This window comes from Streptomyces liliifuscus, assembly GCF_016598615.1.
GTDB lineage: Bacteria > Actinomycetota > Actinomycetes > Streptomycetales > Streptomycetaceae > Streptomyces > Streptomyces liliifuscus.
Genome location: NZ_CP066831.1, coordinates 3,467,882 through 3,492,872, shown reverse-complemented (window position 1 = coordinate 3,492,872; position 24,991 = coordinate 3,467,882). Strand labels below are relative to the sequence as shown.

The 24,991-nt window shown below is 71.1% G+C and carries 21 protein-coding genes and 5 tRNA genes; 18 read left to right on the top strand and 8 right to left on the bottom strand.

The window, feature by feature from the left end; genetic code table 11:
* Nucleotides 1–67 precede the first annotated feature (67 nt).
* From JEQ17_RS14680 to JEQ17_RS14650, 7 genes are all read left to right on the top strand, one after another.
* Nucleotides 68–2,287, top strand: a complete 2,220-nt coding sequence (locus JEQ17_RS14680) for a FlgD immunoglobulin-like domain containing protein (protein WP_200395676.1) — start codon at nt 68–70, stop codon at nt 2,285–2,287.
* A gap of 36 nt (nt 2,288–2,323) precedes the next feature.
* Complete coding sequence (locus JEQ17_RS14675) at nt 2,324–3,091, top strand: HAD family hydrolase (protein ID WP_200395675.1); 768 nt, start codon at nt 2,324–2,326, stop codon at nt 3,089–3,091.
* Nucleotides 3,092–3,180: 89 nt separating this feature from the next.
* Nucleotides 3,181–3,252, top strand: a tRNA-Gln gene (locus JEQ17_RS14670).
* Nucleotides 3,253–3,294: 42 nt separating this feature from the next.
* Nucleotides 3,295–3,367, top strand: a tRNA-Glu gene (locus tag JEQ17_RS14665).
* Nucleotides 3,368–3,429: 62 nt separating this feature from the next.
* A tRNA-Glu gene (locus JEQ17_RS14660) sits at nt 3,430–3,502 on the top strand.
* 20 nt (nt 3,503–3,522) lie between these two features.
* Nucleotides 3,523–3,594: transfer RNA gene (locus JEQ17_RS14655), tRNA-Gln, on the top strand.
* Nucleotides 3,595–3,623: 29 nt separating this feature from the next.
* A tRNA-Glu gene (locus tag JEQ17_RS14650) sits at nt 3,624–3,696 on the top strand.
* A gap of 139 nt (nt 3,697–3,835) precedes the next feature.
* On the opposite strand, the gene ndgR is transcribed toward JEQ17_RS14650, so the two are convergent.
* Nucleotides 3,836–4,552, bottom strand: coding sequence for an IclR family transcriptional regulator NdgR (ndgR, locus tag JEQ17_RS14645; protein ID WP_200395674.1), 717 nt, complete (start codon nt 4,550–4,552; stop codon nt 3,836–3,838).
* A gap of 189 nt (nt 4,553–4,741) precedes the next feature.
* On the opposite strand from ndgR, the gene leuC reads away from it, so the two are divergent.
* The 4 genes from leuC (at nt 4,742) to JEQ17_RS14625 (ending at nt 8,093) form a co-directional block, all read left to right on the top strand.
* Entirely contained in the window at nt 4,742–6,178 is a 1,437-nt protein-coding gene (gene leuC / locus JEQ17_RS14640; RefSeq protein WP_200395673.1) for a 3-isopropylmalate dehydratase large subunit, read from the top strand.
* Nucleotides 6,179–6,183: 5 nt separating this feature from the next.
* On the top strand, nt 6,184–6,777 hold the full coding sequence (gene leuD / locus JEQ17_RS14635; protein ID WP_200395672.1) for a 3-isopropylmalate dehydratase small subunit: 594 nt from the start codon (nt 6,184–6,186) through the stop codon (nt 6,775–6,777).
* A gap of 302 nt (nt 6,778–7,079) precedes the next feature.
* Nucleotides 7,080–7,310: an SCO5555 family protein gene (locus JEQ17_RS14630; protein WP_200395671.1), complete on the top strand. Its 231-nt coding sequence runs from the start codon at nt 7,080–7,082 to the stop codon at nt 7,308–7,310.
* Between the two features lie 138 nt (nt 7,311–7,448).
* Entirely contained in the window at nt 7,449–8,093 is a 645-nt protein-coding gene (locus tag JEQ17_RS14625; RefSeq protein WP_200395670.1) for an HU family DNA-binding protein, read from the top strand.
* Between the two features lie 66 nt (nt 8,094–8,159).
* Here JEQ17_RS14625 and JEQ17_RS14620 read toward each other — a convergent pair whose 3' ends face one another.
* Nucleotides 8,160–8,372, bottom strand: a complete 213-nt coding sequence (locus JEQ17_RS14620) for a hypothetical protein (protein ID WP_200395669.1) — start codon at nt 8,370–8,372, stop codon at nt 8,160–8,162.
* Nucleotides 8,373–8,477: 105 nt separating this feature from the next.
* The gene (gene cofC / locus JEQ17_RS14615) at nt 8,478–9,110 is read right to left on the bottom strand and encodes a 2-phospho-L-lactate guanylyltransferase (protein ID WP_200395668.1); all 633 of its coding nucleotides are present in this window, start codon (nt 9,108–9,110) and stop codon (nt 8,478–8,480) included.
* A 145-nt stretch (nt 9,111–9,255) separates the two neighbouring features.
* On the opposite strand from cofC, the gene JEQ17_RS14610 reads away from it, so the two are divergent.
* Genes JEQ17_RS14610 through JEQ17_RS14600 form a run of 3 tightly spaced genes read left to right on the top strand, consistent with a single transcriptional unit; the run spans nt 9,256 to nt 12,354 of the window.
* Nucleotides 9,256–10,119 (top strand): lysophospholipid acyltransferase family protein, encoded by an 864-nt coding sequence (locus JEQ17_RS14610; protein ID WP_234048203.1) that lies wholly within the window; start codon nt 9,256–9,258, stop codon nt 10,117–10,119.
* The gene (locus JEQ17_RS14605; RefSeq protein ID WP_200395667.1) at nt 10,116–11,135 is read left to right on the top strand and encodes an NAD(P)H-dependent glycerol-3-phosphate dehydrogenase; all 1,020 of its coding nucleotides are present in this window, start codon (nt 10,116–10,118) and stop codon (nt 11,133–11,135) included. The genes JEQ17_RS14610 and JEQ17_RS14605 overlap by 4 nt, the downstream gene beginning before the upstream one ends.
* A gap of 58 nt (nt 11,136–11,193) precedes the next feature.
* Nucleotides 11,194–12,354 (top strand): D-alanine--D-alanine ligase family protein, encoded by a 1,161-nt coding sequence (locus JEQ17_RS14600; RefSeq protein WP_200395666.1) that lies wholly within the window; start codon nt 11,194–11,196, stop codon nt 12,352–12,354.
* Nucleotides 12,355–12,481: 127 nt separating this feature from the next.
* Here JEQ17_RS14600 and JEQ17_RS14595 read toward each other — a convergent pair whose 3' ends face one another.
* Nucleotides 12,482–12,991, bottom strand: a complete 510-nt coding sequence (locus JEQ17_RS14595; protein WP_200395665.1) for a DUF3515 domain-containing protein — start codon at nt 12,989–12,991, stop codon at nt 12,482–12,484.
* A gap of 20 nt (nt 12,992–13,011) precedes the next feature.
* The gene (locus tag JEQ17_RS14590) at nt 13,012–13,245 is read right to left on the bottom strand and encodes an Lrp/AsnC ligand binding domain-containing protein (RefSeq protein WP_055614017.1); all 234 of its coding nucleotides are present in this window, start codon (nt 13,243–13,245) and stop codon (nt 13,012–13,014) included.
* Between the two features lie 206 nt (nt 13,246–13,451).
* Between JEQ17_RS14590 and JEQ17_RS14585 the strand changes: the two genes are divergently transcribed.
* Both JEQ17_RS14585 and thiD read left to right on the top strand, forming a co-directional pair.
* Nucleotides 13,452–14,417 carry a thiamine-phosphate kinase gene (locus JEQ17_RS14585; protein WP_143640639.1) on the top strand — a complete coding sequence of 322 codons (966 nt, stop codon included), beginning with the start codon at nt 13,452–13,454 and terminating at the stop codon, nt 14,415–14,417.
* Entirely contained in the window at nt 14,414–15,232 is an 819-nt protein-coding gene (gene thiD, locus JEQ17_RS14580; RefSeq protein ID WP_200395664.1) for a bifunctional hydroxymethylpyrimidine kinase/phosphomethylpyrimidine kinase, read from the top strand. Before JEQ17_RS14585 ends, thiD begins: the two co-directional genes overlap by 4 nt.
* A 197-nt stretch (nt 15,233–15,429) precedes the next feature.
* On the opposite strand, the gene rpmB is transcribed toward thiD, so the two are convergent.
* Nucleotides 15,430–15,615 carry a 50S ribosomal protein L28 gene (rpmB, locus tag JEQ17_RS14575; RefSeq protein WP_004924906.1) on the bottom strand — a complete coding sequence of 62 codons (186 nt, stop codon included), beginning with the start codon at nt 15,613–15,615 and terminating at the stop codon, nt 15,430–15,432.
* Nucleotides 15,616–15,863: 248 nt separating this feature from the next.
* Between rpmB and JEQ17_RS14570 the strand changes: the two genes are divergently transcribed.
* Complete coding sequence (locus tag JEQ17_RS14570; protein WP_200395663.1) at nt 15,864–17,702, top strand: DAK2 domain-containing protein; 1,839 nt, start codon at nt 15,864–15,866, stop codon at nt 17,700–17,702.
* 100 nt (nt 17,703–17,802) lie between these two features.
* Here the strand turns inward: JEQ17_RS14570 and JEQ17_RS14565 are convergent, their stop codons facing one another.
* Both JEQ17_RS14565 and JEQ17_RS14560 read right to left on the bottom strand, forming a co-directional pair.
* Nucleotides 17,803–20,751, bottom strand: a complete 2,949-nt coding sequence (locus tag JEQ17_RS14565) for a tetratricopeptide repeat protein (protein WP_200395662.1) — start codon at nt 20,749–20,751, stop codon at nt 17,803–17,805.
* On the bottom strand, nt 20,748–22,592 hold the full coding sequence (locus tag JEQ17_RS14560; protein WP_200395661.1) for an HSP90 family protein: 1,845 nt from the start codon (nt 22,590–22,592) through the stop codon (nt 20,748–20,750). Before JEQ17_RS14560 ends, JEQ17_RS14565 begins: the two co-directional genes overlap by 4 nt.
* A gap of 163 nt (nt 22,593–22,755) precedes the next feature.
* Between JEQ17_RS14560 and recG the strand changes: the two genes are divergently transcribed.
* Complete coding sequence (gene recG / locus JEQ17_RS14555) at nt 22,756–24,966, top strand: ATP-dependent DNA helicase RecG (RefSeq protein WP_200395660.1); 2,211 nt, start codon at nt 22,756–22,758, stop codon at nt 24,964–24,966.
* The last annotated feature ends 25 nt before the right edge of the window (nt 24,967–24,991 follow it).

Below are 24,991 nucleotides of genomic sequence, written 5' to 3'. Positions count from 1 at the left end.
CCCGCGGACATTGGATGTTTCGGGCGCACATGATGCGCGTGTTCACCATGTTTCAGGGGAGGGGAACGTGACCCGTTCACGAAGACTTGTGGGAATCGCCGTAAGTGGGGCGATGGCGTTGTCGGGGGCCGTGCTGACCGCACCGGCCGAGGCCGCGCCGAATGCCGACACCCCGGTCGCCACCACGCAGTTGAACTACACCAAGCCGACCGAGGTCCGGTTCAGGTGGGCGGGGGCCTCCGGATTCCAGTACGAGATCGGGTGGCTCGCCAACCCCCATTGGTCCGACTTCCCGGGCGTCACGCCGCCGCAGCACGCGGGCCCGGACGACCTGGCCACCGGCACCGACGTCGTGATCAGCAGCAGGTCGGGCAGCACCGTCGCCCAGGAGCACCGCTCCACCGGCGTGACCGCCACCGTCACGATCCCGGCGGGTCAGACGTACAAGGCCATGTCGGGCTGGAGCGTGCTCACCCAGGACGCCGACGGCGCCCTGCACGTCCTGCGCGCCGCCGCCGGCGGCACGACCACCGACCTCCCGGTCACCGGCCTGCCGCCCGGCGCCCAGCCCACCGGCACGTATGTGACCGGCGGCTCGGTCCGCCGCCTCGCCGTCGCCTACACCCTGGAGGGCGCTACCTCCGTGGGTCTCGTCGACCTCGCGGACGGCACATTCCGTACGTACGTCGCAGGCGTCGGCGCCGAACCGGTGATCACCTTCAACGACCGCTGGGTCGTGGTGAACAGGAAGGCGATCCGGGTGGACTCGGCGCCCGGCACCGAACCCGCCACGGTCACCTTCCCCTACAACGCCCTCGGGGTCGTGGGCGACCAGATCCTCAGCGGCAACCCCGAGTTCACCTCCTCGGACGCCGATCTGGCGCTCACCGCCGTCTCGCTCGTCACCGGGGCCAGGCGCACGGTCCTGGACCACGCGGACGGGGCGTACCAGGTGACCGCGGACGGCGGCCTGCTCGCCGACGCCGGCAAGTCGAGCAGCGACCGGCACGTGTACCGCGTCCTGCCCACCGCCGACGGGGACGTCTCGGCCCAGCCGGTGTTCACCGTGCCGCCCGGTCGCGCCGCGGTGGACGGACTGATGCTCGCCGGCGGCGAACTGCTGATGTTCGGCAACGCGACCAGCGTCGGCTGGGACGCCGCGTACGCCGTTCCGCTGGACGCCTCGGGGAAGCCCACCGGCCCGCAGGTCCGCCGCAGCCCGTACGTCGACTCGTCGCCCTGCCTCGGCGGCGACGCCGCCTGCCCCCAGCTGGAGGCCCTCGGCGACGGCCGCTTCGCCTACCTGTTCACCGGCACGGACGGCAAGGAGTCCGTGCACGTCGCCGGGCTCGGCACCGACACCTACAGCGCCGAACCCACCGGCTCCGCCGGCGGTCGCATCGGCACCGGCACCGGCCGTTACGTCCTCTACAACGGCGGAACCCCCGCCACCCAGAAGGTCGCCGACTTCCCCCGCGGAGCCGACGGGGAGACCGCCCTCGACCGCACCCGCAGCGCCGCCGCGATCTGGGGCCAGCGCCTGTGGACCCCCGGCACCACCCAGGGCAGCGTCGTCGCGTACGACCTCAAGGCCAAGCGGAACGTCGCCACCGTGAACACCGGCGCCCCCTGCACCCCCAGCGAGATCCAGGCCGTCAACACCTGGCTCTACTGGAGCTGCGGCAGCGCCGGACCCGCCGGTGTCCACGACCGGGCCACGGGCCGGAACATCACGGTCCCGGCCGGCCCGTCCCGGCTCGCCGACGGCTACCTCGTCCGGGAGGACCGCACCACCCACCAACTGCTGCTCACGGACTTCCACACCGGTACGGCGACCACCCGGACCGCGGCCGTGCTGCCCACCGCGGACCAGAACACCGGCGGCAACACCGGCCGCTGGGCCGTCGACCGCTTCGGCGGCAACGTCGCCTACCTCACCGCCCAGGGCCAGGTTGCGCTCGTCACCGCGGGCGTCCCCACCTCGCCGCTCGCGCAGATGGAGGCCCAGACCGACGCCGCCGCGGGCCCCACGACCCAGGACCCCTGGCAGCCCGTCTGGCAGTTGAGCAAGCCCTCGACGTGGACCCTGACCCTGACCAACGCGAGCGGCAACGTCGTGCGCAACCTCACCGGCGATTCCAGGGCCGCCGCAGTCCGCGCCTCCTGGGACGGCAAGTGGGGCGACGGCAACCGGGTCGCGGGAACGTACACATGGCGCCTGACCGCCAAGGCCCGCGACGGCCAGGGCCCCGACCTGGCCCTGACCGGCACGACCACGGTCAACTGAGGGACGCGCCCACCGCCATCGGGTTACCGTCGAACCATGACGATCAGAGCCGTGGTCTGGGACGTGGACGACACGATCTTCGACTACACCACGGCCGACCGGGCCGGTATGCGCGGACATCTCGCGGCCGAGGGCCTGCTCGACGGGTACGCCTCCGTCGAGCAGGCCCTCGGCCACTGGCGCGACCTCACCGACCAGCAGTGGGCGAGGTACGCGGCGGGGGAGGTGGACTGGGAGCAGGGCCGCCGGGACCGGGTACGGGCCTTTCTCGGCAAGCCCCTCACCGACCCGGAGGCGGAGGACTGGTTCCTCCGGTATCTCGGGCACTACGAGGCGGCCTGGGCGCTGTTCCCGGACGTCCTGCCCGTCCTCGACACCCTGGCCGGCAGCCACCGCCACGCCGTGCTGTCCAACTCCAGCATCCGGGTCCAGGACCACAAGCTGCGGGTTCTCGGCGTACGGGACCGATTCGAGTCCGTGCTCTGCGCGGCCGAGCTCGGTGTCTCGAAGCCCGCGGCGGAGGCGTTCCACGCGGCCTGCGAGGCCCTGGAGCTGCCGCCGCACCAGGTCGCGTACGTCGGGGACCACCCGGAGATCGACGGACAGGGCGCGGCCGACGCGGGAATGTTCTCGGTCTGGATCGACCGCGGGGGAGTGAGGGCCGTCACGGCCCCGGACCCCGACGCCGCACCGGGCGGGGTGCCGGATCGGCTCACCGGCCTGCGCCGGATCGCCTCGCTGGCCGAACTCCCCGCGATCCTCCGGCCCCATACCCGTTTTGGAGCGCCGTCCACCTTCAGGTAATGTTCTTCCTGCGCCGCCGGAGAGCGGGCCGAAAGGCCGGACCGGAGGCGCACGCTAAAGCAGGATCCCTGCGGGGGTTTGTGTTTCAGTGGCCTATGGTGTAATTGGCAGCACGACGGTTTCTGGTTCCGTTAGTCTAGGTTCGAGTCCTGGTAGGCCAGCTCGCAGAGCTCATCTGCAACCGCGGAGATCAACTCCGCAAAGCCCCCGTTGTGTAGCGGCCTAGCACGCTGCCCTCTCAAGGCAGTAGCGCCGGTTCGAATCCGGTCGGGGGTACAGATCCTTCCCAGGGAGACAGTCCGGGTCGCACCCGCTGATTCTCATGCAGGATCGCTAGGGCCCCCGTTGTGTAGCGGCCTAGCACGCCGCCCTCTCAAGGCGGTAGCGCCGGTTCGAATCCGGTCGGGGGTACGAACTGGTATGAACCACATTGGTCTATGGTGTAATTGGCAACACTACGGTTTCTGGTACCGTCATTCTAGGTTCGAGTCCTGGTAGACCAGCTCGGATCTGCGGAAACGCAAGATCCTGGGCCCCCGTTGTGTAGCGGCCTAGCACGCCGCCCTCTCAAGGCGGTAGCGCCGGTTCGAATCCGGTCGGGGGTACGTCATTGAAGAAGCCCTCCCCAACAGGGGAGGGCTTCTTCGTGTTGGCCGTCGGGCCGACGTCAACTCCGGTCGGTCGCTGCGGCGTTGAAGCGACCGGTGGGAGGAAGTCGGATCGGGCGTAAGCCTGCGACGCACGTCAGCCGGTGCGGCGCAGGGCCTCCGAGAGGCGGGTGGCCGCGTCGATGATCGCCTGGGCGTGCATCCGGCCGGGGTGACGCGTGAGGCGCTCGATCGGACCGGAGACCGAGACGGCGGCGACCACGCGGTTCGACGGCCCGCGCACCGGGGCCGAGACGGACGCGACGCCCGGCTCGCGCTCGCCGATCGACTGCGCCCAGCCCCGGCGCCGTACACCCGAGAGGGCCGTCGCCGTGAAGCGGGCGCCCTGGAGGCCGCGGTGCAGACGCTCCGGCTCCTCCCAGGCCATCAGGATCTGGGCCGAGGAGCCCGCCTTCATGGTGAGCGTCGAGCCGACCGGGACCGTGTCCCTGAGGCCCGACAGGCGCTCCGCCGCGGCGACGCAGATGCGCATGTCGCCCTGGCGGCGGTAGAGCTGCGCGCTCTCGCCCGTGACATCGCGGAGGTGGGTGAGCACCGGGCCCGCCGTCGCGAGGAGGCGGTCCTCGCCCGCGGCCGCGGCCAGCTCGGCGAGGCGGGGGCCGAGAATGAAGCGGCCCTGCATGTCGCGCGCCACCATCCGGTGGTGTTCAAGTGCCACGGCGAGGCGATGTGCCGTGGGTCGTGCCAGCCCGGTTGCCGCGACCAGCCCTGCGAGGGTGGCCGGACCGGACTCCAGGGCGCTCAGGACAAGGGCTGCCTTGTCCAGAACGCCGACGCCGCTACTGTTGTCCATGAAACGATACTCGCGTCTCACTCTGTGAAACGCAAGTTCAATTTTCCGTGGAACGCGCCACCCTGGTAGGTACAGCGGCCCGCGGACCAACGGGCCCGGCGGAGAGCGTCCGGTACGAGGGGTACGGGCGCGCCGCATCGGAAATCTCTAGTTGGGCCGGCGCCACACAGGCCGGCCGGAGGGAAAGCGATGGGTAGGACACTCGCGGAGAAGGTCTGGGACGACCATGTCGTCCGGCGCGCGGAGGGCGAGCCCGACCTTCTCTTCATCGATCTGCACCTGCTGCACGAGGTGACCAGCCCGCAGGCCTTCGACGGTCTCCGCCAGGCGGGGCGCCCCGTGCGCCGTCTCGACCTCACCATCGCGACCGAGGATCACAACACCCCGACCCTCGACATCGACAAGCCCATCGCGGACCCGGTCTCCCGCGTCCAGCTGGAGACGCTGCGCAAGAACGCCGCCGAGTTCGGTGTGCGCCTGCACTCGCTGGGCGATGTCGAGCAGGGTGTCGTGCACGTCGTGGGCCCGCAGCTGGGCCTGACCCAGCCCGGCACCACGGTCGTGTGCGGTGACTCCCACACCTCCACGCACGGCGCCTTCGGCGCGCTGGCGTTCGGCATCGGCACCTCCCAGGTCGAGCATGTGCTGGCAACCCAGACGCTGCCGCTGGCCCGCCCCAAGACCATGGCCATCACGGTCGAAGGCGAACTGCCCGAGGACGTCACGGCCAAGGACCTGATCCTGGCGATCATCACCAAGATCGGTACGGGCGGCGGCCAGGGCTACATCCTGGAGTACCGCGGCTCCGCCATCGAGAAACTCTCGATGGAGGCCCGGATGACCATCTGCAACATGTCGATCGAGGCCGGCGCCCGCGCGGGCATGATCGCCCCCGACGAGACCACCTTCGCGTACATCAAGGGCCGCGCCCACGCCCCCGAGGGCGAGGACTGGGACGCCGCCGTCGCGTACTGGAAGACCCTCAAGACGGACGAGGACGCGGAATTCGACGCCGAGGTCGTCATCGACGGCGCCTCCCTCGCGCCGTTCGTCACCTGGGGCACCAACCCCGGCCAGGGAGCGCCGCTTTCGGCGTCCGTCCCCGATCCTGCTTCGTACGAGGACGCTTCGGAGCGCCACGCCGCCGAAAAGGCCCTGGAATACATGGGGTTGGAGGCCGGACAGCCGCTGCGCGACATCAAGGTCGACACCGTCTTCGTAGGTTCGTGCACCAACGGCCGTATCGAGGACCTGCGCGCGGCCGCCTCGATCGTCGAGGGCCGCAAAGTCGCCGACGGCGTACGGATGCTGGTGGTCCCCGGCTCCGCGCGCGTCGGTCTCCAGGCCGTCTCCGAGGGCCTGGACCTGGTCTTCAAGGAGGCCGGCGCCGAATGGCGGCACGCGGGCTGCTCGATGTGTCTGGGCATGAACCCCGACCAGCTGGCGCCCGGTGAGCGCTCCGCGTCCACCTCCAACCGCAACTTCGAGGGCAGGCAGGGCAAGGGCGGTCGTACGCACCTGGTCTCGCCGCAGGTCGCCGCCGCCACCGCCGTGCTGGGCCATCTGGCCTCTCCCGCCGACCTGAACGACCAGTCGTCTGCCGCCCGCACGCCCGCTGGAGTCTGAGAGCCATGGAAGCATTCACCACGCACACCGGCCGGGCCGTCCCGCTGCGCCGCAGCAACGTCGACACCGACCAGATCATCCCTGCTCACTGGCTCAAGAAGGTGACCAGGGACGGTTTTGAGGACGGGCTCTTCGAGGCCTGGCGCAAGGACCCGTCCTTCGTCCTCAACCAGCCCGAGCGCACGGGCGCCACGGTCCTGATCGCCGGACCCGACTTCGGTACGGGCTCCTCGCGCGAGCACGCCGTCTGGGCGCTGCAGAACTACGGCTTCAAGGCCGTCATCTCGTCCCGTTTCGCGGACATCTTCCGTGGCAACTCGCTCAAGAACGGCCTGCTCACAGTGGTTCTGGAGCAGAAGATCGTGGACGCGCTGCAGGAGCTCACCGAGAAGGACCCAAAGGCCCCGGTCACGGTCGACCTGGAGGCCCGTGAGGTGCGCGCCGAGGGCATCACGGCCCCCTTCGAGCTCGACGAGAACGCCCGCTGGCGGCTGCTGAACGGGCTGGACGACATCTCCATCACCCTGCAGAACGAGGCGGACATCTCCGCGTACGAGTCCAAGCGGCCCTCCCACAAGCCGCGGACCGTTCAGGTGTGATCGCCTTCGGGGCTCCGGACCCCTTCGGATCCGATCGGAGTCGCACCCCACAAGGCTGATTCCAGCCAGCGCAACAGGCCTCTGTACCCCCAATCGTGGACGGTTGGGGGTACATCTGTGTCTGCCTCCGGAAGGGGTGTTCAGGACTTTGTGATTGGCCTCAACTGCCCTTGTTTCAAGGGGTTTTGATGGGGTAGCCGACTCTCGGCAGAGCCTTGTGGGGAGGTGCGCAGGAGGCCCTCGGGAGGCGGTAGTTACCCCCTGCGCAGGCGACAACTCGCCCCAGATGGCACAATCTGTGCATGGAACACGACGGCCAACTCGAGCTCTATGCGGCAGTCGCGTCCCAACTCAAGGAAGCGCACACAAGGGTGCGCGCACTGCAAGTCCCGGAGGGCGTACGGATGGCGCTGACCCGGAAGCTGCTGGTCATTACGGCCGTGGCCAAGCACGATCTCGCCGATGCGACAAGGCGGCTGGAGCGGTTCACGACGGACCTCGACGAGGACCGAATCCCCGAAGAGGAACGCTGAGGAACTTCGCCACAGCCCCAGTTCGTTGCGGCACAAGGGTGATTAGCCCGTTTCGTGTTTGATTTGCGGTATATATCTGCCTAACGTGCGAAAAAGCTTGAACACTTTCGTTCTGGCAATGTCTCCGAAGGGGAAGACGTGAACAAGGCGCAGCTCGTAGAAGCGATTGCCGACAAGGTCGGCGGGCGTCAGCAGGCCGCGGAAGCGGTCGACGCCGTACTGGACGCCATCGTGCGTGCAGTTGTCAGCGGGGACCGGGTCTCGGTCACCGGCTTCGGTTCCTTCGAGAAGGTGGACCGTCCGGCCCGTTACGCCCGCAACCCGCAGACCGGGGAGCGCGTTCGGGTCAAGAAGACCTCGGTGCCGCGCTTCCGTGCCGGCCAGGGCTTCAAGGACCTGGTGAGCGGCTCGAAGAAGCTGCCGCGCGGTGGCGAGGTCGCGGTCAAGAAGGCCCCGAAGGGCAGCCTGTCCGGCGGCGCCTCCGCGACGGTCAAGAAGGCCGCCGCCAAGAAGGCCACCGCCAAGAAGACCGCGGCGAAGAAGACCACCGCCAAGAGGACCGTCGCGAAGAAGACGACGGCCAAGAAGACCACGGCGACGGCCAAGAAGACGACCGCCAAGAAGACCTCGGCGGCCGCCAAGAAGACCACGGCCAAGAAGACCACCGCGAAGAAGGCGGCGGCGAAGAAGGCCCCGGCGAAGAAGGCCGCGGCGAAGAAGGCGCCGGCCAAGAAGTCGGCGGCCCGCAAGACCACCGCCAAGAAGGCCACCGCCCGCAGGTAGACAGGGGCGCTGGGATACTCACGCGCCGGGCCGGGCTCCCTCTGGGGAGCCCGGCCCGCGGCGTGTTCAGAACGTTTGCAGTGTGATGAGTGTGATGCGCCGGGCCGAGTCCTCGCCGTCCCCGCCCTCGACCTCGATCCGCACGCGTTGACCCGGGCGGAGCAGTCGGAGGCCGCCCTTGTCGAACGCCGGGGCGTCGAAGGGGACGGGGGTGCCGTCGTCCAGCAGTACCTGGCCTGTGCGGGTTTCTGGGTCGTATGTGTACGCGGTCGCCTGCATGGGGGAAGGGTATGCGGTTTGTTCCGGGGCGGGGATCCGAGGGCGGTGTGCATGCGCGGGTGGTCGTGGGCCGGTCGCGCAGTTACCCGCGCCCCTCAAAACCGCTTACGCGGCATTGAGGCGCTCGACCACCGCCGCAGTGCGCGGGCCCACTCCAAGTGTCAATGCCGCTCGGAGGTCCGCGCCCGTGTCCACGTCCTGGCGTACGGAGGATACGTCTGGCAGGAGGAGTTCCGCGGCGCCCGAGGTGCGGTGGCGGGAGCGGGAATCGGGGCCGAATGCGGGAAGCAATTCACGGTTCGGGGACGCGGCCAGGAGAGTGGTACCGATTCCGGCGGCGTCAGGAAGGAAAGCGCGGGGGAATTCGGCGGCCGCGTCGAGGACCCGGGCCAATTCAAGAGGGCGCAGTGCGGGCAGATCGGCGTTCAGGGCCGCCAGCGGGCTTTGCGGGCTTCTGGCGCGTACGACCGAGGCGGCGTGCGTCAGAGCGGCGTTCAGGCCGCCCCCGGGCTCGTCCGGGACGATGCGGGCGCCCAGGGCGGCCAGCTCGCGTCCGGCCAGCACATCACCCGTGACTACGGCCACATCCCCGACCGCCGGGCAGGCCAGCGCCGCGGCCACCGTGTCCTGCGCGAACGCCAGGGCGAGCCCCGGGCGCAGGCCGTCGGCCGCGGTGTCCGAGAGCCTGCTCTTCGCCCGCGACAGGGCTTTCAGGGGTATGACCAAGGTCCACTGCACGCGCGCTCCGTCCCTCCCTCGTCGCGCCCATTGTGACCCGGGCACCCTGGCGGGCCGGTGGCCGGGGCGTACGGTGTTCTCGACAGACCGGCGGCCTGGAGCGACACTTGTGCGGCCCCCCAGGCCCTAGAAGGAAGGTGTACGCGTGTCCCGCCGCAGAATCGGCTTCTGGTACCGCTTCGCAGCGGTTCTCTGCAAACCGCCGCTGATGGTTCTGATCAAGCGGGACTGGCGCGGAATGGAGAACATTCCTGCCGAGGGCGGATTTATCACCGCGGTGAACCACAATTCCCACGTGGATCCGTTCGCGTACGGGCACTTTCAGTACAACACGGGCCGGGTTCCGCGATTCCTCGCCAAGAGCGGTCTTTTCAAGAAGGGCTTCGTAGGGGCGGCCATGCGCGGGACCGGGCAGATCCCGGTGTACCGCGAGAGCACCGACGCGCTCAGCGCCTACCGCGCCGCGATCGAGGCCGTGGAGCGCGGGGAGTGCGTCGCGTTCTATCCCGAGGCCACCCTGACCCGTGACCCCGACCTGTGGCCGATGACCGGCAAGACGGGTGCCGCGCGGGTGGCGTTGCAGACCAGGTGCCCGGTGATTCCGGTGGCCCAGTGGGGCGCCAACCACCTGCTGGCCCCGTACGCGAAGAAGCCCGACTTCCTGCCGCGCAAGACGCACCAGGTGCTCGCGGGCCCGCCCGTGGATCTCACGCGCTTCTACGACGAGGAGATGACCCCCGAACTCCTCAAGGAGGCGACCGAGGTCATCATGGCGGCGATCACCGCGCAGCTGGAGCTGATCCGCGGCGAGAAGGCGCCCGCGACGCCGTACGACCCGCGCCAGGTGCGCATCGAGCAGCGGCGCAGGACGCGGGGCAAGGAAGAGACGCGAGTGCAGGAAGAGCAGGAAACGGCCGTGCGGAAGAAAACGGCGCAGGGAAACACCGCGCCGGAGAACGCCGTGCGGGAAATGACCGAGGTTGAGCACGAAAAGGGGCACGGCAAGTGACGACATCCGGCAAGCCCGTCAAGGCGGCCGTCTTCGGGACCGGATCGTGGGGCACGGCCTTCGGCATGGTGCTCGCCGACGCCGGGTGCGACGTGACGCTGTGGGGACGGCGGGCCGAGCTCGCCGAAGCGGTCAACTCCACCCATACGAACCCCGACTACCTCCCGGGCATCGAACTCCCGGAGAACCTGCGGGCCACCACGGACGCCGCCGAGGCAGCCCACGACGCCGACTTCACGGTGCTCGCGGTGCCCTCCCAGACGCTGCGCGGGAACCTCGCCGACTGGGCGCCGCTGCTCGCACCCGGCACGGTCCTCGTCTCCCTCATGAAGGGCGTCGAACTCGGCTCCGCCATGCGGATGAGCGAGGTGATCGAGGACGTCGCGAAGGTCGGCGCCGACCGGATCGCCGTGGTCACCGGGCCCAACCTCGCCCGTGAGATCGCCGCCCGCATGCCGGCCGCCGCGGTGGTCGCGTGCAGCGACGAGGCGGTGGCCCAGCGGCTCCAGGCCGCCTGCCACACGCCGTACTTCCGCCCCTACACCAACACCGACGTGGTCGGCTGCGAACTGGGCGGCGCCGTCAAGAACGTCATCGGTCTCGCCGTCGGCATCGCGGACGGCATGGGGCTCGGCGACAACGCCAAGGGGTCCCTCATCACACGGGGGTTGGCGGAGACGACCCGGCTCGGTCTCGCCATGGGCGCCGACCCGCTGACGTTCTCCGGGCTCGCGGGCCTCGGCGACCTGGTGGCGACCTGCTCCTCGCCGCTCTCGCGCAACCACACCTTCGGCACCAACCTCGGCAAGGGCATGACCCTCCAGGAGACCATCGCGGTCACCAAGCAGACCGCCGAGGGCGTCAAGTCCTGTGAATCCGTACTGGACTTGGCGCGCAGGCACGGCGTCGACATGCCCATCACGGAGACCGTCGTCGACATCGTCCACGACGGCAAGCCCCCGGTCGTCGCCCTCAAGGAAATGATGTCGCGCAGCGCCAAGCCCGAACGACGCTGAGCAACCCCGTCGAGGCACGCTGACTCAGGGCCTTACCAACGGGTACTCTCAACGCGATATGAGCACTGAGAACCTTCCCCAGAGCCCTGAGCAGCAGCCGCCTCGCAAGCCGCGCGTGGCCGTCGTCTTCGGCGGGCGCAGCTCCGAACACGGGATCTCCATGGTCACCGCCGGAGCCGTACTGCGGGCCATCGACCGGACCAAGTACGACGTCCTGCCGATCGGAATCACCCGGGAAGGCCGCTGGGTGCTCACCGCGGACGAACCGGAGCGCATGGCGATCACCGAGCGTCGTACGCCCGACGTCGAGGAACTCGCCGAGTCGAGCGAGGGCGGCGTGATCCTGCCCGTCGACCCCGCCAACCGCGAAGTCGTCTACAGCGAGCCCGGATCGGTCCCCAAGGCACTCGGCGAGGTCGACGTCGTCTTCCCGATGCTGCACGGCCCGTACGGCGAGGACGGCACCCTCCAGGGCCTCCTGGAGCTCTCCGGCGTCCCGTATGTCGGCTCGGGCGTGCTCGCCTCGGCCGTCGGCCAGGACAAGGAGTACATGAAGCGGGTCTTCATCTCCTTCGGGCTGCCGGTCGGCCCGTACGTGGTGATCCGGCCCCGCGAGTGGGAGCTCGACGAGTCGGCCGCCCGCAAGAAGATCATCGACTTCGCGGGGGAGCACGGCTGGCCGCTCTTCGTGAAGCCCGCGCGCGCGGGGTCCTCGATCGGCATCACCAAGGTCGACGACCTGTCCGGCCTCGACGAGGCGATCGCGGCGGCCCGGCAGCACGACCCGAAGTTCCTCGTGGAGGCGCTGCTGCGCGGCCGCGAGATCGAGTGCGGGGTCCTGGAGTTCGAGGACGGCCCGCGAGCCTCCGTACCGGCCGAGATCCCGCCGGTGCAGTCGCACGACTACTACGACTTCGAGGCGAAGTACATCGACTCGACGCCCGGCATCGTGCCCGCCCCGCTGACCCCTGAGCAGACCGCCGAGGTCAGGCGCCTGGCCGTCGAGGCCTTCGACGCCGCCTCCTGCGAGGGCCTGGTCCGCGCGGACTTCTTCCTCACCGAGGACGGCACCTTCGTCATCAACGAGATCAACACCATGCCCGGCTTCACCCCGATCTCCATGTACCCACAGATGTGGGAGGCGACGGGAGTGCCCTACCCGGAACTGGTGGACCGCCTGATCCAGGCGGCCCTGCGCAGGTCCACGGGCTTGCGCTAGACCGCGCTCCCTCTCGTCCGAGGGTGCGGGGGCATTTTTTTCTGAGGGTGCCGGGGGCTTTTAGGGGCGCGGGGAACCGCGCGACCAGCCACGACGCACCCGCAGCCGACCAGCAGCCGAGGCCATCTCAGTCGGCGATCCCCTCGGGAATCGCCTTCTTGATGGCCCCGGCCAAGTCGACAAGCACAGAGGCAGTGTCCCGCCCCCCGGGCACAGTCACCTCGACATACGCCAGACGCTGAGCGGAGGTGAAGCGGGTCGCCCCGTCGTCCCGCTTCTCCATCAGCCAGCCCACCCCGTTCACCCCGCCACCGACCGCGTCGGGGTCACCGCCCTCGGCGACCTTGGGGTCGACCATCTTGGGCGGCCGCTGTACACCACAGCGCAGTATGATCGCCGGGCTTCCCCAGCCCGCGGTCAGCGCGGACCGGGGCTCGGGATCCTCCCGGTCGAGTCCGTCCACCTTCCGCGGCAGCGACTTGTCCAGGTTCTGACACAGCTCGGTGGCCTTCGTGCCCGGACTGGGAACCGCGGTCCGGGTGTTGTCGTCTGCTGAGGAGCAGCCTGTGGCCGCGATCAGCAGAACGAGGGCGGGCAGCCCGGGATGAGAGAAGCGCCGGTGACGGAAGAAGTCCACCGGCCAAGGGTAGACGGGGGCTACAGGTGCACGACCGGGCAGGTCAGGGTACGCGTGATGCCGTCCACTTGCTGGACCTTCGCGACCACCATGCGGCCGAGATCGTCCACTGTGTCGGCTTGGGCCCGCACGATCACGTCGTACGGTCCTGTCACATCCTCGGCCTGGATCACCCCTTGTATCTTGCTGATCATTTCGGCGACGGTCGACGCTTTGCCAACCTCCGTCTGGATCAGGATGTACGCCTGTACCACGGAACCTCCAGGGCGGCCACGAGGATCATGTGGGGAAAAGGAACGCCACGGTATCGCGTCGCCGCGCGCCGCGGGGAGACCCGCGGGGGCAGGGGCCCCCGCGAAGGGGTGCACGGACCGCGCAGGTTGACGGTCGAATCGACCGTACCCAGGTCGGAGGCGGCCCGCGACCGGGCGGACGCAGCAACAAAAGGAGACGTACAACGATGAAGGGCACCGTGGGCGAGTTGGGGGAGTTCGGGCTCATCAAGGAGCTCACCTCACGGCTCACCACCACTCCGGCGGTACGCGTCGGGCCGGGCGACGACGCCGCCGTGGTGGCCGCCCCCGACCGCAGGGTCGTGGCGAGCACCGACATCCTCCTGGAGGGTCGGCACTTCCGTCGTGACTGGTCCACGGCGTACGACGTCGGTCGCAAGGCGGCCGCGCAGAACCTCGCGGACATCGCCGCGATGGGCGCCGTGCCGACCGCGCTGCTGCTCGGCCTGGTCGTCCCGGCGGAACTCCCGGCCACCTGGCCGTCCGAGCTGATGGACGGCATCCGCGACGAGTGCCAGGTCGCCGGCGCGGCGGTGGTCGGCGGCGATGTCGTACGCGGCGACACGATCACCGTGGCGATCACCGCGCTCGGCGATCTGCGCAACCATGAGCCGGTCACGCGCGCGGGTGCCCAGCCCGGTGACGTGGTGGCCGTGACGGGCTGGCTGGGCTGGTCCGCGGCCGGGCACGCCGTGCTCTCCCGCGGCTTCCGCTCGCCGCGCGCGTTCGTCGAGGCCCACCGGCGTCCGGAACCGCCGTACCACGCGGGCCCCGCCGCCGCCGGGCTCGGCGCGACCTCGATGACGGACGTCAGCGACGGGCTGATCGCCGACCTGGGGCACATCGCCGAGGCCAGCAAGGTACGTATCGACGTCCGCTCCGGCGCCGTCGACATCCCCTCGCAGATGAACGACATCGGTCAGGCCGTCGGCGTCGACCCCCTCCAGTGGGTGCTCACCGGCGGCGAGGACCACGCGATCGTGGCGACCTTCCCGCCGGACGTGAAACTGCCCGCCCGCTGGAAGGTGATCGGCGAGGTCCTCAACCCGTCGGCGCTGCCGCAGGTCACGGTGGACGGGGCGCCATGGACCAGCAAGGGCGGCTGGGACCACTTCGCGGACATCGAGTCATGAGTGCCTCGTCCCGTGCGAGTGCCCCGCCCAGGGTGCTGACGGTCGCCGGCTCCGACTCCGGTGGCGGGGCCGGGATCCAGGCCGACCTGAAGACGATGCTCGCGCTCGGCGTGCACGGCATGAGTGTGCTCACCGCCGTCACCGCGCAGAACTCCCTTGGCGTACAAGGCGCTTGGGAACTGCCGGTGGAGGCGGTGCGCGCGCAGTACCGCAGTGTGGTCGACGACATCGGCGTGGACGCCGTGAAGACCGGCATGCTCTCCTCGGCCGAACTCGTGGAGACCGTTGCCGAGTTGATCGGCGGCACGGCCGTGCCCTCCGTCGTCGACCCGGTCGGCGTCTCCAAGCACGGCGACTCGCTGCTCGCCGCGTCCGCGCTGGATTCCGTACGTACGAAGCTGCTGCCCGTCGCGACGGTGGCGACGCCGAACCTCGACGAGGTGGCCCAGCTGACCGGCCTGCGGGTCGAGTCGGAGGACGGGATGCGGCGGGCGGCGGCGGCCGTGCTGGCGTACGGGCCGACGTGGGTGCTGATCAAGGGCGGTCACCTCGGCGGGGACGCCGTCGATTTCCTCACGGACGGCTCTCAGGAGCACTGGCTGCGGGCTCCCCGGTTCGACAACCGGCACACGCACGGGACGGGGTGCACCCTCGCGAGCGCCATCGCTTCGGGGCTCGCGAAGGGGCAGACGGTGCCGGAGGCGGTCGCGGCGGCGAAGGAGTACGTCACCGGGGCGATCGCGGCCGGCTTCGCGCTCGGCGGCGGGATCGGGCCGGTGGATCATGGCTGGCGGTTCGGGGCGGGCGACGCGTAAACGCTTGCGCAATCGTTTACGTCCGCAGGCGAGGCAGTCGCGCGCCGGTCTGCGGACTCAGCCGACTCGGCGGGCACAGCGAACTCTGCGGGCACAGCGGGCACAGCGAACTCTGCGGGCACAGCAAAAAGCCGGTCCACCGTGAAGTGGACCGGCTTTGAGCAGCGAACCAGCAGTGGCCGCGCGCTAGCAGATCGTCAGCGCGAGACCTTGCCGGCCTTGATGCACGAGGTGCAAGCGTTCACGCGCTTCGGCGTCCCGCCCACCACGGTACGAACGCGCTGGATGTTCGGGTTCCAGCGACGGGGCGTACGGCGGTGAGAGTGCGAGATGTTGTTGCCGAAGCCCGGCCCCTTGCCGCAGACGTCGCAGTTGGCAGCCACGGGTCACTCCAAAGACTTCAGATGCTCTTACGGATGATCCCGGCATGCCGGGATCAAGATCTAGGATCTGAGTGGCGGTGCCAGGAGGAAGGCCCGATCGGATCGGGCAACCGGAGCAGCATACAACGACTGCGTCCGTACAACGAAACTACCATGGCTGGCCCGGGGACCTGGCCCGGCCCTCTTCCGGTAGGGGCCTGACCGGGGTCTACGCTGCGTCGGACGTTCGGCTGTTCAAGGAGGCGCAGGTGCCGCAGGTGCCGCAGAGACTGGACGCGTCCGCGGTACGTGCATGGTGCGGCCTCGCGCTGCGGGCACTCGGCCGCGCGCGCGAGGAGATCGACGCGATCAACGTGTATCCCGTCGCGGACGGGGACACCGGCACCAATCTGTACCTGACCGTGGAGTCGGCGGCCGCGGCCGTGGAGGCCGTCTTCGCGGGTCATGCCGCACTTGCGGGCGGCCGGGAAGTCTTCGAGGACCGGGCGGCCTTCGACGGCCGGGAGATCCTCGACGGGCAGGAAACCGCCGCCGGACAGGGGGTCTCTTCCGGCCGGGCGCCCGAGGGGCCCGCCCTCGCCGACGCGGTGCACGCGATGGCGCACGGCGCGCTCATAGGGGCCCGGGGGAACTCCGGGACGATCCTCGCGCAGCTCCTGAGGGGCATGGCCCAGGTGCTCGCCGCCGACAGTGACGCGACACACACCGACGGGCAGGGTCTGGGGCTCGCCCTCCGGCGCGCGGCCGACGCCGCCCGGCAGGCCGTCGTGCACCCGGTCGAGGGCACGGTCCTCACGGTCGCCTCTGCCGCCGCCGACGCGGCCTCCGGCGCCGAGGGCGACTGCGGGGCGGTCGCGCGGGCGGCGTACGAGGGCGCGCGGGCGGCGCTCGCGGCGACTCCCGGGCAGCTGGCGGTCCTGGAGCGGGCCGGGGTGGTCGACGCGGGCGGACGCGGCCTCGTGGCCGTGCTGGGGGCCCTGGTGGAGACGTTCACGGGCGAGGCGCCCGCCGCGTCGGCGGTGCCGGTTCTCGCGGGCCACGCGCGCGTGGGGGCGGGTTCGGACGCGACGGGGCTCCACGCGCGCGTGGACGACGCTGTGACGGGACCCCTCGAAGAGGTGGGGGAGTGCGCGGACGGAACCCCCGCTCCCGACGAGGCCGGGCCCGCCTTCGAGGTGATCTACCTCCTGGAGGCGGAGGACGCGGCGGTGACGCGGCTGCGGGACCGGCTCGACGCGCTCGGCGACTCGCTCGTCGTGGTCGGCGGGGACGGCCTGTGGAACGTCCATGTGCACGTCGACGACGCCGGCGCCGCCGTGGAGGCGGGCGTCGAGGCCGGGCGGCCCTACCGGATCCGCATCACACACTTCGGGCTCGACGACGCGCACACGACGGGCGCCGGGAGCCGGCCGGTCCGGGAACGGGCCGAGCGCGCGGTCGTGGCCGTCGTCCCCGGAGAGGGCCTCGCGGGGCTCTACACCGAGGCGGGGGCCACCACCGTCCTCGCGCGCCCCGGGGAGCCGCCCGCCAGCGGGGAGCTCGTCGAGGCCGTACGACGGGCCCACGCGCGCGAGGTGGTGCTGCTGCCGAACGACGCCGAGCTGCGCCACACCGCGGCCGCGGCGGCCGAGCAGGCCCGCGCCGAGGGCGTCAGGGTCGCGCTGATCCCCACCCGGTCCGCGGTGCAGGGCATCGCGGCGCTGGCCGTGCACGAGCCCGGGCGGCGCTTCGACGAGGACGTGGTCGCGATGACCTCGGCCGCCGGTGCGACCCGGTACGCCGAGGTCGAGGTCGCGGAACGCCAGTCCTGGACCATGGCCGGCATCTGCCAGGCCGGCGACATCCTCGGTCTCATCGAGGGCGACGTCGCCGTGATCGGCTCCGACATCACGGCCACCGCCGAGGCGGTCCTGAACCGCATGCTCGCGGCGGGCGGCGAGATGGTCACCCTGGTCCTGGGCGACGAGGCCCCCGACACGATCGCGGCCCACCTCGAAGCCCGCGTCCGGGAGTCCTACCTGGCCGTCGACACGGTCGTGTACCGGGGCGGCCGCCAGGGGGCGCTGCTGCTGATCGGCGTGGAATAGGCGGCCGTTTCCGCGCCAGAAGGGGCGCGGGGAACCGCGCGACCAGCCACAGCGGACCCGCGGACAAGGACCGACCCTCAACCTGACCGCCCGCGGAGCGCTACGCGCTCGACTCAGTCGCCCGCAGCAACCGCTCAGCCTCACCACGCCGCGCCACCACCGTCTCGTCCGAGGCATCCCCCTCGGCGTACGCGGCGAGAACCTCACGCGCGCGTGCGGCCGCCCAGTCGGGGTGCTCCAGGTCGGCCTCCAGCCAGCCGGCGGCCAGTTGGGCGCCGGTGCGGCTGTGCAGGGCGTCCTCGCCGAGGGAGAGAAAGCCCGCGACGGCCAGCGTGACGTGGGCCAGGGCCTCCTCGAACAGGGCGTAGATCAGCTCGTCCTCGGCGTCGTCGGGCGCGGAACGGGCGACCAGGTCGCCGAACTGCCGGTGCGTCTGGGCGAGTTCGGCGACGAGCTGCTCGCGTTCCTCGTGGTCCTCGGGCACCTCGTCCTCGCACGCGCGGACCGCTTCGCCCATCAACTCACGTGCCGTGTCGAGCCCCGAGCCCTCCTCGCGCACCGCGAGCCATGCGCGCGCCCGCAGGGAGCGGATCAGCCCGTGGACGTTGCCGAGGGACCGCCAGAGGTCACCGGCGCGCGCGTAGGCCTGCTCGGCCTGAGGGAGCAGCTCCGCGTGGCCGAGGGCCTCGGCGGCGAGATGGGCGAGCATCGCGTGGTCGCGCTGCTCGGGCCAGTGCCGGGCGATCTCGGCCGCTTGGAGCCAGTGCTCGGCGGCCTCGCGGTGTTCGCCCAGCTCGGTGAGACAGTCGCCGAGCCACCAATGGGTCTGCACGATCGCCCCGTCGCCGTGCGTCTGCGCGCTCAGCTCCGGCAGCGCCGACTCCAGGACCTCCGCGGCCTCGGCCCAGTGGTCCTGGCGGAGCAGGAAGCCGCCGAGCTGATGTCTGGCCCAGGCACCGAGCGTGGGTCCGTCACCGGCCTCGTCGGCCCAGTGCGACGCCTCCAGGGCGTGGTCGGCGGCGGGCCCGAACTGTCCGGTGGCGCCCAGTATCTCGGCCAGCTGGAGGTGCAGTTGGGCGTGACCGGTCGGTTCGAGGAAAGCCGCACCGTGCTCCAGCGCCGCCCGGGCCGCGCGCTCGGCCGCCTCGGCGTCGCCCAGATGGCGTGCGATTCCGGTGAGCCGGGCCTCGTACTCCACCGCGAACCACGGCAGCCCGGCCGCCACGAACGCCTCCGAGCCCCGCGTGAGCAGCTCCGCGGCCCTCTCCGCGTCCCCGGCGTGCGCCGCGAGCTCTCCGAGCATGGCCTGTGCCTCCGCGGCCCGGGAGGCGACCAGGACGTCGTTCCCGGCCTCCGGTCCTGCGAGGGCCAGCAGCTCCCGTGCGGCGGTCTCCGCGGCGGCCAGGACGTCGGAGCCGTCTCCCGCCCCGTTCACCTCCGCGGCCTCGTGCACCCGCTGCAGCAGGATGCGCGCCCGTCCCACCAGCACCGAGGCGGCCTGCGGGACCTCTGTCCCGCCCTCCGCGAAGAGGGCGAGCACCCGCTCGTACGGCTCCGAGACCGCGGCCAGCGCCTCGCGGGTCCGGCCGGAGAGGGCCAGTACGTACGCTCCACGCGCGCGTGCCGCCAGGGCCTCGCCCGGGTCGCCCGCGGCCTCGTACAGCTCGGCTGCGCGGGCGAACAGCTCCACGCCCTCGGGGCCGAGGCCCATCGCCTCGTGGTCGGTCAGTTCCGCGCGGTCGCGGGGAGTCAGTTCCTCGTCACCGGCCGCCTCCGCGACCGCGGCCCATGCCGCGACGGAATCCGGGTGCAGGGCGGCCGAGAGCCGGCGGGCCTCGGCGAGCAGCGCGGCCAGGTCCGGCCCGTCGTCGGCGGTGGCATCCGCGGACGCGGCGGGCGCGGGCCGCACGGGAGCGGCCACGGTCGGTGTCGCGCGTACGCCCAGCGGCAGCCGCTCCACCAGTGGCGGTTGGCCCATGCGCTCCCGGACGCGTCCGCTCACGTACGCCGTGCCGTTGCGCTCGTCGAAGCGGTCCGCCAGCGAAAGGGCCTCCACGCGCGCGTGGGAGGCGAGTTCGCCCGCGGTCCAGGTGCGGCCGGCCGGTCCCGGCACGGTCTGCGCGCCCAGCCCGAGCGAGGTCAGGCGGTCCATCAGCAGGGCGACCACGGCCAGGAAGTCCATCCGGCTGCGCGGTTCCCCGGCGTCCGTGAAGTAGGCGGGACGTTCCGCCAGCAGCTCCAGGGCCCGTGCCTCGTTGCCGGTGAGCGCGCAGAACTCCACATGGTCCGCGTACGCGCCCCGCATGCTCTCCATGGGGCGTACGAGCCGGAAGCCGCGCAGATGGTGGGCCCGCGCCTCGTCCAGACGCCCCAGCCGCAGCAGGGGCAGCAGCGAGGAGGCGAGGACCGCGTGCGGCTCGTGGGCGCAGGTGTACTCGCCCTCCAGGACGGGCCGCCACAGCTCCAGGGCCTCCGCGTCGGCGCCCCGCTCGGCCAGCCACCAGCCCTGGTCGTGCAGTTCGCAGGCGTGGCAGTCGGCCATGCTGTCCCGGTCCGCGGCCAGCCACGCGGTGTACGCCCGCTCGGCCCGCGCCAGGTCCCCGATGGACCGCGCGACCGTGAACTCGGTGCTGCGGACCGCCCGTTCGGAGTGACCGGCGAGCCGGTAGCGGTGCTCCATCTCGCCGAGCCACTTCTCGATGGAGGCGAGCGGAACGTGCGGCTGGCCGACCATTCCGGAGGACACCCACTTGAAGACCCAGTGCAGGGAGTGGGTCTCGTACTCGTCGAAGTCCTCGGGCCGTTCGTCCCACATGCGCAGCAGGCGCGCGAAGGGGACGAACATCCTGTCCTTCTCGGAGCTGTAGTTGTAGACCTTCAGCTGGTGGCCGAGCGCCTCGATCACGGCGAGCGGGATGTTCAGCTTCTCGGCCTCGGCGAGCAGCACCTCCGCGCGCGCGTTGCGGGCCGGGCCCTCCGGCTGCTCGTAGTTCTCCTGCATCGCTTGGCGCAGCGCGTCGAAGTCCAAGTTTTCACCGGTCCCGCTCATCGGTGGCCCTCCTCCGGGGTGTCGCTGTGGGTGGCCCACTCCAGGAGGCCGATGAACGCCCGGTTCAGGAGCGCCGAGTCCGCCGGTCGCAGCGGACGCTGCGCCATCAGCAGGGCCTGGCCGTAGAGGGACTCCGTCGCCGTCCCGATCAGCTCCCGGTCGTCGAGCGAACTGATCTTCCGGATCAGCGGGTTGAGGTGGTTGAGCACCAGCCGCGCGCGCGGGGCGCTGCCCCGCAGCGAGCCGAGAATGCCCGCCCACAGGTCGTCGGCCTGCTCCTCGGCCTCCGCGCGTGCCTGCTCGTGGCGGGCCGCCCGGTCGTCGAGGTGCAGCGCGGGCACGGAGAGGGGGTGGAAGGCGCGCAGGACCACATCGCACCCCAGGGGGTCGAGTTTGGCCCGCGCGGCCCCCAGGAAGGCCGACAGGGCCAGCTCCACCGCCGGGTCGACCGAGTCCAGATGCGCGGTCACCGTGTCGGCGTCCAGCTCCGCCACGACCGTCCCGGGCCGCACCGAGGGCAGCGCCTCGACCAGCTCGCTGTCGTACGTGTAGCCGCCGTTGACGACACCCACGCCCTGCGCGGACGCGATCGGCGCGACCTGGCGGTACTCCTCCACGGACCGCGTGAAGTGCACCACCGGGTGCCGCTGCGCGAACTCCTCCAGGGACAGCTGCCCGTCGGTCGTCTCGAAGGGCAGCCACGGCAGCATCGTGCGCAGCATCTCGCTGTCGTGCCGCGCCAGGGACTTCACGCCCAGGTGGTGCACCGAAAGGAAGGCCGCGAGCCGCTCGGGATCACCGGCCGCGAGCCCCGTCAGCCAGGCCCTGATCCGCTCGCCCAGTGCCTCCCGTACGCCCGCCAGGGCCTCGTCCTCGTACAGCGCCTCCCGGGACGCGGTGGGCCGCAGGCTGTCCGTGTCCAGGACGCAGCGCACGAAGAACGCCCAGTCGGGCAGCAGCTGTTCGGCCCGCTCGGTGAGCAGCATGCCCTTCAGGTGCACGCGATGACCGGCGCGCTGGGCGGGACTGACCGCGGACGGCAGCACGTACGCCACCCCGCGGATCCCGGCGAGCGGCACGTCCAGGTCGATCGAGTCCAGCGGCGTGAACCCGAACAGCTCGTGGCAGTGCCGCCCCAGGGCCACCCTTCGGGTGGCGGGGCTTGGGTACGCGCGGTCCCAGGGCGCCGGGAGGTCCGTGACCGCCTCGTCGCCCACCCGTACGTCGTACGGAAGCAGCGATCCGAAGTCCCGGGCCAGCGAGAGGACCCGCTCCTCGGACAGCCAGTCGGCGGCGCCCGGACGCGCCACCAGGTACACGGTCGTACCCGGTTCGGCGCGGGCCTCGTGCGGCAGCGTACGGACGGTGTACGAGCCGTCGTCGGCCGCCGTCCACTCCACGGGGGGCGCGTCGGGCGTACGGGCACTGCGGCTGACCACCCGGATGCGCTCGGCGACCACGAAGCAGGCGAGCAGGCCGATGCCGAACTGCCCGAGGAAGTCGGAGCGCGCCGACTCCAGGCCCTCCGCCCGCTTGGAGCTGCGGCCGATGGTCGCCAGGAGGCTGTGCACGTCCGTCTCGGTGAGCCCGATCCCGGAGTCCTCCACACGAAGGGCGCCGCCCGCGCCCTCGACGAACAGCCGCACCAGGGCAGGCGCGTCGGGCTGCTCGGCACGCCGGGCGGTGATCGCGTCCACGGCGTTCTGTAGCAGCTCCCGCAGATAGACCTTGGGGCTGGAGTAGAGGTGGTGGGAGAGAAGGTCCACGAGGCCGCGCAGGTCGACCTGGAACGTATGGGGTGACTGGGATGCCTGAGCTGACTGTGAGATCTGGGAGTCCATCGTCGCTGCGCCGGTGGGGGGACGTGCGACGGCGCGGGGTCGGGCGGTCCCAAGACGAGGTGACCGCGAACAGGGCCGGAGCCGGACATCCTAGGCCCCGAACCAGCCGTCTGACCAGCGGATTTCTGGGACGTATACGGCATTGTCAGTGCGGTGGTGTGCAATGGATCTCGTGCCCGCGCTCGAAGAACCACTGAAGAAGGTGCTCGGACCCGCCACCGCGAAGGTGATGGCCGAGCACCTCGGCCTGCACACCGTCGGCGACCTGCTGCACCACTATCCCCGCAGGTACGAGGAGCGCGGCCAGCTCACCCACCTCGCCGACCTCCCCATGGACGAGCACGTCACGGTGGTCGCCCAGGTCGCCGACGCCCGCCTGCTCACCTTCGCCTCCTCCAAGGCCCCCCGGGGCAAGGGCCAGCGCCTCGAAGTGACCATCACGGACGGCAGCGGCCAGCTCAAGCTGGTCTTCTTCGGCAACGGCGTGCACAAGCCCCACAAGGAGCTCCTGCCCGGCACCCGCGCGCTGTTCGCGGGCAAGGTCTCCGTCTTCAACCGCCGCCTCCAGCTGGCCCACCCGGCGTACGAGCTGCTGCGCGGCGACGACGTGACCGAGACGGTGGACACCTGGGCGGGCGCCCTCATCCCGCTCTACCCCGCCACCGCCAAGCTGGAGTCCTGGAAGATCGCCAAGGCGGTGCAGACGGTGCTGCCGAGCGCCCAGGAGGCCACCGATCCGCTGCCCGACTCCCTGCGGGCCGGCCGCGGTCTGGTCCCCCTCCCCGAGGCCCTGCTGAAGATCCACCGCCCGCACACCAAGGCGGACATCGATGACGCCCGCTCCCGCCTCAAGTGGGACGAGGCCTTCGTCCTCCAGGTGGCCCTGGCCCGCCGCCGTCACGCGGACGCCCAACTGCCCGCCGTGGCCCGCAGGCCCAAGAAGGACGGCCTGCTCTCCGCCTTCGACGCCAAGCTCCCCTTCACCCTCACCGAGGGCCAGCAGAAGGTCTCCAAGGAGATCTTCGACGACCTGGCCACGGAACATCCGATGCACCGGCTGCTGCAGGGAGAGGTGGGTTCCGGAAAGACGATGGTCGCGCTACGCGCCATGCTCGCCGTCGTCGACGCGGGTGGGCAGGCGGCGATGCTCGCGCCCACCGAGGTGCTCGCCCAGCAGCATCACCGGTCGATCACGGAGATGATGGGGGAGCTGGCCGAGGGCGGCATGCTCGGTGGTGCCGAGCACTCCACCAAGGTGGTGCTGCTCACCGGGTCCATGGGGGCGGCCGGGCGGCGGCAGGCACTGCTCGACCTGGTCACCGCGGAGGCGGGGATCGTCATCGGGACGCATGCGCTGATCGAGGACAAGGTGCAGTTCCACGACCTGGGCCTGGTCGTGGTGGACGAGCAGCACCGGTTCGGCGTCGAGCAGCGCGACGCCCTGCGCGGCAAGGGCAAACAGCCCCCGCACCTCCTCGTGATGACCGCCACGCCGATCCCGCGCACGGTCGCCATGACCGTCTTCGGCGACCTGGAGACATCCGTCCTGGACCAGCTCCCCGCCGGCCGCTCTCCCATCGCCAGCCATGTCGTCCCGGCCGCCGACAAGCCCCACTTCCTCTCGCGCGCGTGGGAGCGCGTGCGAGAGGAAGTGTCCAACGGCCATCAGGCGTACGTGGTCTGCCCGCGCATCGGCGACGAGGACGACGACCCGAAGAAGTCCAGGAAGAAGCCGTCCCCCGAGGACGAGGCGGAGAAGCGCCCGCCCCTCGCGGTCCTCGACATCGCCGACCAGCTCGCCAAGGGCCCGCTCCAGGGCCTCAAGGTCGAGGTCCTGCACGGCCGTATGCCCCCGGACGACAAGGACGCCGTGATGCGCCGCTTCGCCGCGGGGGAGACGGACGTCCTGGTCGCCACGACGGTCATCGAGGTCGGGGTGAACGTGCCGAACGCCACCGCGATGGTGATCATGGACGCCGACCGCTTCGGCGTCTCCCAGCTCCACCAGCTGCGCGGCCGCGTCGGCCGTGGCTCGGCGGCGGGCCTCTGCCTCCTGGTCACCGAGATGGCCGAGGCCAGCCCGGCCCGCCAGCGGCTGACCGCGGTCGCCTCCACCCTCGACGGCTTCGAGCTCTCCCGCATCGACCTCGAACAGCGCCGCGAGGGCGATGTCCTGGGTCAGGCCCAGTCCGGCGCCCGCACCTCACTGCGGATGCTCGCCGTCATCGAGGACGAGGAGATCATCGCCGAGGCCCGCGACGAGGCGACCGCGGTGGTCGCGTCCGACCCGGACCTGGAACACCTCCCGGGCCTGCGCACAGCACTCCAGGCTCTGCTGGACGAGGAGAGGGAGCAGTACCTCGACAAGGGCTGAGCGCGCTCGGGCGGGGCGCCGGGAG